Source organism: Aquabacterium sp. NJ1 (assembly GCF_000768065.1).
Taxonomy (GTDB): Bacteria; Pseudomonadota; Gammaproteobacteria; order Burkholderiales; family Burkholderiaceae_C; genus Aquabacterium.
Map to the genome: position 1 here is coordinate 4,380,950 of NZ_JRKM01000001.1, position 12,647 is coordinate 4,393,596.

Here is a 12,647-nt window from a genome sequence, read left to right on the forward strand (position 1 = left end):
AAATTACATTGATTGGAACGTTTTGATCTATTAAAAAGAACGAATGAACCTGGACCAGCTCAATTTCCACCATCTGTTCTACTTCTGGCGCGTGGCCAAGATGGGCCACCTGACCCGTGCTGCCCAGGCGCTGCACGTATCCCAATCGGCCTTGTCTGCCCAGATCAAACAGCTGGAAGACCGCCTGGGCGAGCCCTTGTTCGAGCGCGAAAAACGGCGTTTGCTGCTCACCGAGACCGGGCAACTCGTGCTGTCTTACGCCGAAAACATCTTCGGCCTGGGGCAAGAGATGCTGGGCCGGCTGCAGGGCAGCAGCGAGGGCTTGACCCGCCTGCGTGTGGGCAGCGTGGCCACCTTGTCGCGCAACTACCAGGAAAACTGGATTCGGCCGCTGCTGTCCGATCCGTCCGTCACGCTGACCTTGGAGTCCGGCTTGTTGCACGACCTGCTGGATCGCCTTCTGCAACACCAACTCGACGTGGTGCTGGCCAACGAGCCCGTTCCCAGTGACCCCCAGCAACCCCTGCATTGCCGTTTTCTGGGCAGCCAGACCATCTCGTTGGTGGGGCCTGCTTCGCCATGGCGCGGGCAGACCTTGGCGATTCCACAAGGGCTGCATGAGTTGGAGTTGGCCTTGCCTGGCCCACGCAATGCACTGCGCGCACAGTTCGATGCCCTGTGCTTCTCGGCCGGTGTGAAGCCGCGCGTTCGCGCGGAGGTCGATGACATGGCCATGCTGCGTCTGATCGCCCGTGACAGCGGCTGGCTCACCGTGCTGCCCGAGGTGGTGGTGCAGGACGAACTGAGATCGGGCCTGTTGGTGAAGGTGGGCGAGTCAAGCGAGCTGAAGGAAAACTTCTACGCGATCACCACACCCCATCGCTACCGCATCGAGCGGCTTGAGCGCCTGCTCGCGGGTGTGTCATAGCGCCTTGCTGAAGAGGGCATGCAGCATGTGGGTGGTGCCGGTCTGTTGGTGGGGCCGGCCGGCGCGGGCGGCTCAGGCGATGGCAGCCATGTCCTGCATCTGATGGGCCGGTTCCAGCCCTTGCGCTTTCTCTGCGCATCTGCCCCAGGTGTGCGAGTTCGACACCTCGATCCCCACCATGCCCTCGTCCCAATCGGTGGCTTGCACGGTGTGCCAGTCACGGCCCAGTCGCACGGCGCCTTGGGCGTCCATCAGCACCACCATGGAGCCTTCGATCAAGGGCGCCGTGAGGGCCTTGAAGCCTTGAGATCGGATGAGCCTGGCGGCCTGCTCGTCAGCGAGCCCATGCAGCATGTCGCGCAGCAGGCGCGCCAGCTCGGACGTGTCGCTCAAGGCAGGATCTTGCGGGGCGAGGTGCGCGATGCTGCCGTTGTGCATCAACAGCAGGCCCGGCCGGACGATGTAGGGGTGCGCCATGTCGTGGTTGACCTCGCCATACGTGGCGCGGCGCAGGTGCAGGTAGACCTCGGTGTCCAGCGGCAGGCGGGCGTTGTGTTCGATCAGCTCGGCCAGGCACAGGCCGCGTGCCCAGCTCACTTCGCCTTCAGACAGGTGGAAGCAGCCCCAGCCGTGGGAGTTGCGCTGCCAGGCGTTCTCCAGAAAGTCGGCAGCGATGCGGCGTCCGAGAGGCTTCTTGATGATCAGACACATGTCCAGAATGGTAGGGAAAAGGGGTTGACGTCGATATCGGCATGAACCGCTGGAACCCTGAGCTGTTTCTGATTTCACGCAAGAAATATTCCATCAGCTGGATGGGCCGCAGCCTCATGCCCAGCAAGGTTCATCCAAGTCTGCTAACTTCGCGCCTCGACATGCATTGAGGAGAGCGCGTTTGACCAGTTTGATTGACCGCCTGCGTGCCCTGGGCGCGGACCGCCTTCGGGGCATGCGCCGTGGCATCGAGAAGGAAAGCCTGCGCACCAGCCAGAGCGGTCAGCTGGCCATGACACCGCATCCACGGGCACTGGGTTCGGCGCTCACCAACCCGCACATCACCACCGACTTCAGCGAGGCGCAGGTGGAGATCGTCACCGGTGCGCACACCAGCGTGCCCGATTGCCTGGATGAACTGACGCGCCTTCACCAGTTCGTCTACCGCGCCATTGGTGACGAGCAGTTGTGGGTCAGCAGCATGCCCTGCGACCTGCCGCCCGATGACGACATCCCGATCGGCCAATACGGCACATCCAATGTGGGGCGTGCCAAGACCGTTTACCGCAAAGGCCTGGCGCACCGCTACGGGCGCCGCATGCAGACCATCTCGGGCATCCACTACAACTGGTCGCTGCCGGGCTTGTCCAACGATGATTACTTCGGGCTGATCCGCAACTTCAGGCGGCATTCTTTTGTGCTGCTGACGCTGTTTGGTGCGTCGCCTGCGGTGCCGGCCGATTTCGTCAAGGGCCAGGCACATGGGTTGCAGCCCTTGGGCGACCGCACCTTGTACCTGCCGCACGCCACTTCGCTGCGGATGGGGCGCCTGGGTTACCAGAGCGATGCGCAAAGCGCGCTGGCCGTGAGCTACAACAGCTTGAAGGGCTATGCAGCGTCGCTGCAGGATGCCTTGACGCAGGCCTACCCGGCTTATGAAGCGCTGGGTTTGCGTGACGAGCAGGGCAACTACAAGCAGCTCTCCACCTCTTTGCTGCAGATTGAAAACGAGTTCTACAGCAACATCCGGCCCAAGCGCGTGATCTTCTCGGGCGAGCGCCCGCTGCATGCGCTGCGCGAGCGCGGCGTGGAGTATGTGGAGGTGCGCTGCATGGACCTCAATCCCTTCCTGCCCGTGGGCATTGATGACAGCACGGCACGCTTCCTGGATGTCTTCCTGCTGCACTGCCTGCTGTCGGACAGCCCGCTGGACACGCCTCAAGAGATCGCCGCCTTGGCGCGCAACCATCAGGCTGTGGCGGCGCGCGGGCGTGAACCGGGCCTGCGTCTGGAGCGGGGCGGCGAGCAAGTCTTGCTGATGGATTGGGCCCAGGCGCTGGTGGCTGAATGCGTGCCGATTGCCGATGCGCTGGATGCCTTGCATGGCGGCCAAGGCTATCGGCAGGCTTGTGAATCAGCGGCGGCTGCTTTGCGTGACCCTGCCACCTTGCCTTCGGCGCGGGTGGTGGCGGCCATGCAGCAGGATCTGGCTGGTGGCCACGTAGGCTTCACGCTGGCACGTTCGGCGCAGACGCGCCACGCCTTGATGGCCCAGGCCTTGCCGGCCGATGTGCTGGCGCGTTTCGAGCAGCAGGCGCAGGCATCGCTGGTGGAGCAGGCCAGCATCGAGGCCGCGGACACCTTGCCTTTTGAGGCCTTCCGCCAGGACTACATGTCGGCTTCACACCTGGTGGTGTGAGCTGGCTGTCGGGCAGGCTGGCGCCCTTGCGGTTCGTCCTTGCTGTTGGTCCTTACGGCTCACTTGCCCTTGTTGACGTAGCGCATCACGGCCTTGCCGATGTCGTACGAGGCGACGGTCAGTGACTGCCCGGGTGCCGGCGGCGTGACCTGATACAGGCCTTCTTCGCGCCAGGCAAAGAAGCGCCAGTGGGCGTTGTCCAGCGAATCCGGGAAGTGATAGCGCACCGTCCGGGGTAAGCCACCTGCGGTGAGCGCCTCCACCTCGGCCGTCATGCCGCCCATGCGAGCGGTGTCGCCCACCTTGAAGGGTTGCAGGCGCACGTCGCGCGTGATCGTGCCCTTGAAGCCCGTGGGCACGTCCACGCGCAAGGTGGTGTCGTCCACGCGGGTGAGTGTCAGCGCCTGGTTATTGGGCCCCAGGGCGTGCATGGTGGCCGGATTGTGCATGCCATGGTACTCACGGGTCACCGGGAAATAATAGGTGGCCTCCGCGGAGGGCGCATTCAAAAGCAGGTAATGCAGACCGGAGTTTTCGCCGGCGTCAGGCAAGGCCAGTGCGCCCAGTGCTTCGCCCGAGGTGTTGATGGTTTTCATCATGGCGGATGAAACCAGTTTGCCGACCGGAAACACCACCATGTGGATGAGGCCAATCAGCAGAATCAGGTATTTGGCAGAACCCCGTGCCCAGCCTGTCAATTGTTTGCGCTGCTGCCAGACCGGAATCAACACCATGGCCAGCAAACCACTGGCACCAATATCGGAATTCACCGTGAGGCGGTCAAACGGATAACCGGCACAGGCGGGCGCCAGTGCGATGATGGACGCTGCCGCATAAAAACGCACCAGGGTCGATTTGAAGCTACCCAGATAATGAATGGCATAAAACAAACCCAGCAATACCACAGTGGCGCCGCCCGCATACAGATATTGCACGGGCCGGTCGAGTTGCTCGAACATCACCGACGACACGCCATACCATTGCGCCAGCATCAGTGCGGGCAGGCGCAGCATCAGGCTGGTGAGGAAACCTGCGGGGTTGGAGCTCGGGTCCACATAACCAGGCGAGCCAAAACTGCCATAACCCAGGTGGCTGTGGGTGGCCTTCCAGGCCAGCACGATCACGATGAAGGGCAGAAGGGCGCCGAAACGGTTCAACAGCGGCTTGCCTTGCTCGATGAACAGGGCATAGGCCAGCAGGTAGCCCATGGTCTGGATGGCAGCTTCGGCGCTGAACAGGCCCGTGATGAGGCTGGCTGCGGCAAGCACGCCGTACAGGGCTGATTGCCCCTGTCGCCAGCGGTGGTAGGCCAGCACGGTGAGCGCCAGCAATATGCCGCACAGCATCTGGTTGCGGCTGGCCAGCCAGGCCACGGCAAATACGTGCAGCATGTTGCCGGCAAAAAGCCAGGTGGCCGTGCCGGCTTGCCGGCGGTCGGTGTCCAGCTCATGAAAGAGTTTGCCGACCAGCAGAATCATCACCCCGTACAACAGCAGGTTGTGCAGGTGCATCAGCACGGGGGAATCTGGCCACCAGAGGTAATCCAGCTTCTGGCTCAGTTCGGCCAGCGGGCGCCAGAAGGCAATGCGCAAATGGTCGCTGGCCCACCAGACGAGTTTGCCAGAATCCATCAATAACTGATTGGCTTGCTGGCTACCGTCTGCAAAAGTGAAAAGGCCGAAAAAGGAGCCCGGTTGCGCGTTGGTGGCGCGGCCTGTGAGCAGGGACCAGTGCAGATAATCATCGCCCATCAGGCCCATATTCATGGCCGGGGCGGTGAGCAGCATCCCGACCAGGGCGGCAAACCATATATTCCAGCGGCCCGATATCAACTTTTCCAACACGACCCAATTCCTTGGAAAATAATTTGATCTTACTCACGCGTACGTGTTAATCAATTCGAGTTTACCTTGATTCATTCGCGGGTTTGAGTCGATTTCACGCAAACAGGGGGTGGGAAAGTCCTGCTCAGGGAGGCTTGGGGGTTCTGGAAAAATCCGCCCACCCCAGCCCCCATTCATTGACTGTTTTCGTACCCTGCATGGCCAAATCGCGATCCACCCTGGTTCTGGAAAAGCGTGTACACGCCGGTGTGACCGCCTCGCCCCAATATCTGTCGGGGCTGGACATGTTCCATTCCCACGCCAGCTTCCCGCTGGTGCTGGTCTACAAGCGCGGCCTGGATCTGGCGCTGCTTGAGAAAGGCCTGGTCGAGGCGCTCAAGCGCTATCCGCTGGTGGCCGGGCGCTACAAGAAGGATGCCCAGGGACAGGTCTACATCGACTGCAACGACGCGGGGGTGGACTTTCGCCTGCACCGTTGCGAGGGCCAGATGCCTTACGGCGAGGAAAACCCGCTGGGCAAGGACATCCTCAAGCACGTCAAGGTGCTGATGCCCTGGGCCATGGTCGGCAAGGACCGGCCACCGCTGCAGATCAATGTTCACCAGTACGAGGACGGCGGGGTGGTGCTGTGCTGCTATGCCACGCACTCGGTGTTCGATGGCGCCAGTTTCTGGAACTTCATGCTGGATTGGTCCAAGGCATGCCGGGGCATCGTGCTGGCGCCGCATCAGGCTTTGAACCGCCAGGTCATGATCGAGGCAGGGAAGGGTCAGGTCGACCCTGCAGCCTATGACCTGCTGGAAAAGCCCGGCCTGTTCAAGCTGATCGGCACGTTTGCCCGACTGGGCTGGCGCGCGGTGAAGGGCATTGACAGCGGCCTGTTCCGCATCTCAGCCGAGACGATCCAGGCCTGGAAGGCGCAATCGGCGGCGGCCTTGCCGGGCACGAATGTGAGCTCAGGCAACCTGGTGACCGCCTACATCATGAAAGGCATTTCGCCGGCCTTGCAGCCTGGTGTGGACCGCAGCGTGGGCCTGGTGATGGACCTGCGCTACAAGCGCGAGCTGAATCTGCCGCAGGACTATTTCGGCAACGCCCTTTGTTATGCCGAGGCACGCTACACCCCCGAGCAACTGGCCCGCGAGAGCTTGCCCGTGCTGGCCCGGATGTGCCGGGCACCGGCCGAGCAGGTCAACACGGCGAGCGTGCAGCGCATGCTGGTCGACATGGAAACCTACAGGCAGAAGAAGGCGAACTGGCGGCTGCTGTTCAAGCCCACGGTCGAAACCTTGAAGGCGGGGCTGATCCTGAACAATTGCGTGCAGTTCCCGATCTATGACATCGACATGGGCAATGGTGCGCCGGACTGGTACGAGATGTGCCCGGCTACGATCCGCCTCTTGTTGATCGTGCCGACACCGACCAAGGATGGCGGCGTGGACCTGTTGTTGAGCGCGAGCACGGCCGAGCTGAAGTCGCTGCGGGCGCAGTTCGCCGCCGATGGCATCGACACGGCCTTGAGGCCCCGTCAGAAGGCGCCGGCGGACCTGGCCTCAGTGGGCTAGGCTGCCGTCGTTGGGTTTGATCGTGCGGGCGTAGGCCAGCAGGCTGGCGTGGTCCTCGGGCAGCAGGAAGCCCTGGCTCAGCAACTTGTCAGCGGCTTTCTTGTAGGCGTCGAAGTAGGCCTGGTCCGTCGGGTAGAGCTTGCGCACGACCTCGATCGGCAGCGGGTTGCGGCTGCCCCCGGCCATGCAGGCGTAGAACGACCACATGCTCCACTGGCTGCTGGGGAAGTTGCTGTACATGCCGTGCTGTGCCAGCGGCACATCCAGATCGGGCAGGCGCAGGCCGCCCAGGGCATTGCCGTATTCATCGTCCTGCACAAAACCCAGGCGCGTGCGCTGCATGCGGGGTGCGATGGGCGGCGCCTTGCCTTCGGTCACCCAGGTGCGCAGCGCGCGCAGGGCCGCGTGATTGAACAGCCTGGCGGGCAGGGTGTTGGTCGGCTTGCGGCAGTGCGGCATCTGCAGCGCCTTGCCGCTCAGGTCCACGGCCAGTGTCTCTTGCTGCATGTACTTGTCCAGGTGCGATGCGCCGGGGATCTCCCAGTGCCGCAGCGCGTTCGTATCCGGCGTGCGCGACAACTGCCAGCCCACCATCACTTCCATCTCGGTGGACACCTGCATCACCGGCGCTTGTGGCGTGGCGCGGTACTGCGGGCTGAAGTAGCGCGAGCCGGCAGTCGTCAGTGGCATGCCCACCGCAGCCGTGCTCATCAGGTAGAAGCCATCAAACGCGTGCGTCCAGGGCTGGAAGGCATTCAGGTAGGTGATCAGGTAAGAGCCCGATTGCGAATAACCCAGGGCAAGCAGGCGCACGGGGTGCTTGGCATCAGCCTGGCCGGCCAGGCCCCATTGCGGCGCAGTCTGGCGAATGAGCCTGGCCGCCTGCGTGTAGATGTCGAAGGACTGGCCGTTGTTGTCTTCGGCGCGGGCCTGCGCATAGCGGGTGGGGTTCAGGCCTTTGAGAAAGCTCACGCTCTGTGCCTCGGCACTCACGCCGACCCAGGCATACCCTTGGCGCAGGATCTCGTCGCGGTTGAGCAGCCAGCCACCATCCAGGTCGAAGCTCAGCGCCGTGTTCATCCATTCCACCAGCACGATGCCGTTGAAACGGGCCGGGTCCTTGGGTCTGCGCACCAGGATGCGGGTCTCATAAGGTTGCGGCGGGTGGGCGGCCTTGACGCCCCACAGGCCGTCGTCATGCCATTCGCCATCGGCCACATAGCTTTGGGCCTGGCCGCGCAGGCGCCATTCCTCTTCGCTGTAGCCCGTGGCGGCCAGTTGCGACTGGCGGCTGGAGCTGGCCTGGCCTTGGGTGAAGGGCAGCAGGCTGGCCAGGGGCGCTGGTGGCGCGGCTGGCGCAGAAGCCCGCGCCGGTGCCGAGGCCCATTCTGGCGCGGTGGCGGCCGGTGTCGTGGTGCTCACTGGTGGCCCGGCTTGCGCGCAGCCCACACCGATCAGGCTCAGCAGCAGGGCCGCATGGGCGGCACCCCTCGTGCGCCCCGCAAGGCGGTTGAGAAGGGCGCTTGCCCGTCTCATGCCGAGGATCAGGCCTGACGCAAGCATTCGATGATGCTGAGCTGGCCTGCGCGCCAGGCTGGCACGAAGCCACCCAGGAAGCCCATCAGCAGCGCGAACGACATGGTCTCGATGCCGACCACCCAGGTCAGCTTGAAGCGAAACGCCAGCTCCGAGAACGTGGCCATGTTCAAGGTGGAAATGTTGACCGTCTGCATGACCGATGCCCCCGCCAGGCCCAGCAGGCCGCCCACCAGGGCCAAGCCGAGTGCCTCACCCAGGAAGGCGATCAGCACGGCCTCGCGCCGGAAGCCCAGGGCGCGCAGCGTGCCGATCTCGCCAATGCGCGAGGCCACTGCCGCGAACATCGTGATCATGGCGCCCACGATGGCCCCGATCGAGAAGATCACCGACAGGGACAAACCCAGCAGGGTGATGAACTTGGTCATGCCTTCGGACTGCTCGGCGTAGAAACGTTGCTCCAGCTTCACGTCCAGCTGCAGCTGAGGGTCGTCGGCGATGGCCTTGGCGATGGGGGCAAAGGCTTCGGTGTTGGTCAGCTTGAAGACGATGGCCGAGTACACCGTGCGGCGGAAGGACTGCATCACCTGGTCGTTGTCGCCCCAGATCTCGGAGTCAAAGCCGCTGCGCTTGGCGTCGAAGATGCCGACGATGGTCCACTCGCGGCCCGCCATCTGCAGCGTGTTGCCCAGGCTGACGTTGGCAAAGCCCTTGGCCACGGCCTGGCCCACGATGATCTCGGTGGTGCCGGGGCGGAACATGCGGCCCTGTACCAGCTTGACCTGCGGCCGGATGGCCAGCCCGATCAGCGAGGTGCCGCGCATGGTCACGTTGGCCGTGTCTTCGGAATCGCGCTTGGGCAGGTTGTTGAGCACCACGGCTTCACGCGCCACCTGGCGCACGCCCTGGCTGTCGGTCATGATGCCGGGCAGCGCTTCCAGGTTGGACGCCTGTGCGCGCAGGATGGCCGAGTTGATCTCGGTGCCGGAGCCCTTGCGCAGCACGATCACGTTGTCGGGCTGGCCGGTGGCCACCATGGTTTCCTTGATGCCTTCGCTCATCATCAGCACCGTGGCGAACACGAAGACCACCAGGGACATGCCGCCCGCCGTCAGCACCGTGGTGACGCGGCGCACCCAGAGGTTGCGCATGACATAGGACAGGGGGATGGCTCTCATCTGATGTCCCCGTTCAGGCCACGTGGCGCAGGCCCTGGACGATGTCGATGCGCGACATCTTCCAGGCGGGCCACATGGCCGCGATGATGCCCACGATCATCGCCGCGATGGCCTGGTAGATCATGGTGGTCTGCGAGACCTCGAAGACCTTGAACACATTGTTGGTCTGCATGAGGAAGCCTTGCGCCAGAGGGAAGGTCATGCCGATGCCGATGGCGCCCCCGATGAAGGCGATCATCATGCTCTCGCCGAACAGCAGCTTGACCACAAAGCCCGGCGAGAAGCCCAGGGCCTTGAGCGTGGCGTACTCGGCCAGGCGCTCGCGCGCGGTCATGGTCATGGTGTTGGCCATCACGGCCATGATGATGAGGATCACCACGAAGCTCACGGCGCGGATGGCCATCAGAATCGCGCGGCTCATGGACACCACGCCCAGCTGGAAGGCTTTTTCGGTCTCGGTGCGGGTCTCGGCCACGGAGTTCTTGAACAGTTTGTCGATCTCCTGCGAGATGACGGAGGCGCGGGCCGGGTCCTTGATGCCCACCATGAACAGGCCGACCTGGTTGGCCGCGTTCGGGCCCAGGCGCTTGCGCACGCTCTGGTCGATCAGGTTCCAGTGCATGAGCATCAGGGTTTCATCAAAGCGGGCGTCCTTGACGGTGTAGATGCCGCGGATGTTGAAGGTCCAGTTGCCCGGGTAGATGGTGCCGCTCAAGGGGATGGTGTCGCCCACATGCCAGCCAAAGCGCTGCGCGGTCTTGCGGCCCAGGATGACGCCCTGGCGGTCGGCCATGAAGGCGGCCTTTTCCTCTTCGCTGATGTTGAACTCGGGGAACAGCTCGAAGTAGCTGTTGCTGTCGATGGCCATGCGCGCGAAAAAGTTGCGGCGGTCGATGTAGATGCCGCCGAACCAGTTCATCCAGGTCACGCCGGTGACGCCGTCGATCTTCTTGATCTTGTCGGCGTAGTAGACGGGCAGGGGGTAGCCCAGCGAGATCGCGCTGCGGGTGATCAGGCGGGTGTTGGAGGTGCCTTCAACGCCGGCGTACCAGGCGTCCACGATGGTCCTGAGCAGGCCGAACGCGCTGATGGCCACGATCAGCCCGACCATGGTCAGCAAGGTGCGCAGCTTGTGCCTGAAGGCGTTCTTCAGGAGGAGCTTGAAGAGGAACATGTACTACCTGGCCTCGGCTCGCTCAGTGCGCATCGGCGCCCGGGTCGTCCACCAGCACGCCCTTTTCCAGGTGGATCATGCGGCTGGCACGCGAGGCGGCCTTGGGGTCGTGGGTCACCATCACGATGGTCTTGCCCAGATCGCGGTGCAGCTCGTCCATGAGCTTGAGCACTTCTTCACCGGTGGCGCGGTCCAGGTCGCCGGTGGGTTCGTCGGCCACGATGAGGGTGGGGTCGGTCACCAGGGCGCGCGCAATGGCCACGCGCTGTTGCTGGCCGCCAGAGAGCTCGTTGGGGTAGTGGTCCATGCGGTCGCTCAGGCCCACCATGGCCAGGCACGCCTCGACGTGCGCCTTGCGCTGGCGGCGGCTGAGGTTGGTCAGCAGCAGGGGCAGCTCCACGTTCTCGTAGGCCGTGAGCACGGGCATGAGGTTGTAGAACTGGAAGATGAAGCCCACGTTGGCCGCGCGCCAGTCTGCCAGCGCGCTTTCGTCCAGCGTGGCGATGTCCACCCCGTTGATGAGGATGCGGCCGGAGCTGGGGTGGTCGATGCCGGCAATCAGGTTGAGCAGGGTGCTCTTGCCCGAGCCGGAGGGGCCCATCAGCGAGACGAACTCGGCCTTGCCGACTTCCAGGTTGATGTCCATGAGCACGGGGATGGGCTGGCCGCCCCGTGTGTAGGTCTTGCTCAGGTGCTCGATGCGGATGACCGGCTCGCGCACGACGTTGTTGTCACTCATGAGTCGATGCGAAGCTGGTTCAGGAAGTACCGAGGTTGACGCGCGAGCCATTGCGCAAGGTGGCAGGCGGCGTGGCCACGAGCTTGTCGCCAGCCTTGATGTTGCCGCTGACCTCACGCAGGTCGCCCAGCTTGCGCAGGGGCTTCACGGGTACTTCTTCCGCGACATTGCCGCCACCATCGACCGCCTTGATGCGGTAGACCACGGCGCCACCATCGCGGTTGACCAGCGCCGTGTTGGCCACGGCCATCACGGGCTCCTGGTCGGCGGCGGTGATGTCCTGGGACAGGAAGCTGACCTTGGCGCTCATCTCGGGCAGGATGCGCGGGTCGAGCTGGTCAAAGCGGATCTTGGTCATCACGGTGGCCTTGGCGCGGTCCACCGTGGGCACGATGCCGGCCACATGGGCACGGAAGCGGGCCGAGGGCAGGGCGTCAAGCGTGACTTCAACCGGCTGGCCCACCTTGGTCTTGGACAGGTTGCCTTCGGACACGTCGGCTTCGACTTCCAGGGTGCTCATGTCGGCCATGGTGACCACGGCACCTTGCGCGCCTGCGGCGCTCGACATGGGCGTGATGATGTCGCCCACGTTGGCGTTCTTGACCAGCACGACGCCATCAAACGGGGCGCGGATCTCGGTGTAGTCCAGGCCGACCTTCTGGGCCTTCAATTGGGCCTGGGCCTGTTCCATCGCCGCTTGAGCTGCCGCCACAGAGGCGAACGCAGCCTTGTTCTTGGCCAGGGCGTTTTCAACTGTCTGCGGCGAGACGAAGCCTTGGGCTTCCAGGCTGCGGGCACGCGCCAGGTCCGCACGGGCCTGGATCAGCTGCACAGTGGTCTGCCTGACGTTGGCTTCTGCCTGGTGCACGGCGGCTTCGGCGCCCAGGATGGCGGCCTTGATGTCACTGGCGTCCAGGCGTGCGATCAGGTCGTCCTTCTTCAGGTGCGAGCCTTCGCGGGCGTTGAGTTCGATCAGGCGGCCAGAGGCCTTGGAGGCCACCGCGGCGCGGCGCTGGGCCACGACATAACCCGATGCGGTCAGCTGCACGTACTGCTGCGAGGGGGTGCTCATCACCACGGCGGTGCTGCCGACATCGACCGTGCGGGGTACGAAGTAGTAAGCGGCGGCACCTGCGGCCACGACACCAGCCAGCACCCAGGGCAGGATGCTGGTTTTTTTCTTTGCCGAAGCCTGAACGCCTCTGTCGATCTTGAGCTGGGAAAGTGCCGAGGGAGCGGCGGCGGGTACATCAGTCATGGCGTTACTAGGCTA

At 63.8% G+C, this 12,647-nt stretch carries 11 protein-coding genes; 4 read left to right on the forward strand and 7 right to left on the reverse strand.

The features are described from left to right. Positions 1-43: 43 nt before the first annotated feature. Positions 44-928 carry a LysR family transcriptional regulator gene (locus tag JY96_RS18925; protein WP_035039799.1) on the forward strand — a complete coding sequence of 295 codons (885 nt, stop codon included), beginning with the start codon at positions 44-46 and terminating at the stop codon, positions 926-928. Between the two features lie 72 nt (positions 929-1,000). Here JY96_RS18925 and JY96_RS18930 read toward each other — a convergent pair whose 3' ends face one another. Continuing rightward, positions 1,001-1,639 (reverse strand): hypothetical protein, encoded by a 639-nt coding sequence (locus JY96_RS18930; protein ID WP_035039801.1) that lies wholly within the window; start codon positions 1,637-1,639, stop codon positions 1,001-1,003. 181 nt (positions 1,640-1,820) lie between these two features. On the opposite strand from JY96_RS18930, the gene gshA reads away from it, so the two are divergent. Then, positions 1,821-3,338 carry a glutamate--cysteine ligase gene (gene gshA, locus JY96_RS18935; protein WP_035039802.1) on the forward strand — a complete coding sequence of 506 codons (1,518 nt, stop codon included), beginning with the start codon at positions 1,821-1,823 and terminating at the stop codon, positions 3,336-3,338. A gap of 59 nt (positions 3,339-3,397) precedes the next feature. Here the strand turns inward: gshA and JY96_RS18940 are convergent, their stop codons facing one another. Further along, positions 3,398-4,969, reverse strand: a complete 1,572-nt coding sequence (locus tag JY96_RS18940) for a hypothetical protein (RefSeq protein ID WP_152606578.1) — start codon at positions 4,967-4,969, stop codon at positions 3,398-3,400. Between the two features lie 15 nt (positions 4,970-4,984). On the opposite strand from JY96_RS18940, the gene JY96_RS23360 reads away from it, so the two are divergent. Beyond that, positions 4,985-5,209: a hypothetical protein gene (locus JY96_RS23360; protein ID WP_152606579.1), complete on the forward strand. Its 225-nt coding sequence runs from the start codon at positions 4,985-4,987 to the stop codon at positions 5,207-5,209. Positions 5,210-5,379: 170 nt separating this feature from the next. Then, positions 5,380-6,747: an acyltransferase gene (locus tag JY96_RS18945; RefSeq protein WP_035039806.1), complete on the forward strand. Its 1,368-nt coding sequence runs from the start codon at positions 5,380-5,382 to the stop codon at positions 6,745-6,747. On the opposite strand, the gene JY96_RS18950 is transcribed toward JY96_RS18945, so the two are convergent. Genes JY96_RS18950 through JY96_RS18970 form a run of 5 tightly spaced genes read right to left on the reverse strand, consistent with a single transcriptional unit; the run spans position 6,736 to position 12,632 of the window. Next, positions 6,736-8,283 carry an alpha/beta hydrolase domain-containing protein gene (locus JY96_RS18950; RefSeq protein WP_152606580.1) on the reverse strand — a complete coding sequence of 516 codons (1,548 nt, stop codon included), beginning with the start codon at positions 8,281-8,283 and terminating at the stop codon, positions 6,736-6,738. The genes JY96_RS18945 and JY96_RS18950 overlap by 12 nt on opposite strands. A gap of 8 nt (positions 8,284-8,291) precedes the next feature. Next, positions 8,292-9,461, reverse strand: coding sequence for an ABC transporter permease (locus tag JY96_RS18955; protein WP_035039817.1), 1,170 nt, complete (start codon positions 9,459-9,461; stop codon positions 8,292-8,294). A gap of 13 nt (positions 9,462-9,474) precedes the next feature. Continuing rightward, positions 9,475-10,635: an FtsX-like permease family protein gene (locus JY96_RS18960; protein WP_035039819.1), complete on the reverse strand. Its 1,161-nt coding sequence runs from the start codon at positions 10,633-10,635 to the stop codon at positions 9,475-9,477. 22 nt (positions 10,636-10,657) lie between these two features. After that, entirely contained in the window at positions 10,658-11,374 is a 717-nt protein-coding gene (locus JY96_RS18965) for an ABC transporter ATP-binding protein (RefSeq protein WP_035039821.1), read from the reverse strand. 19 nt (positions 11,375-11,393) lie between these two features. Continuing rightward, positions 11,394-12,632, reverse strand: a complete 1,239-nt coding sequence (locus JY96_RS18970; RefSeq protein ID WP_035039823.1) for an efflux RND transporter periplasmic adaptor subunit — start codon at positions 12,630-12,632, stop codon at positions 11,394-11,396. Between the last annotated feature and the right edge of the window lie 15 nt (positions 12,633-12,647).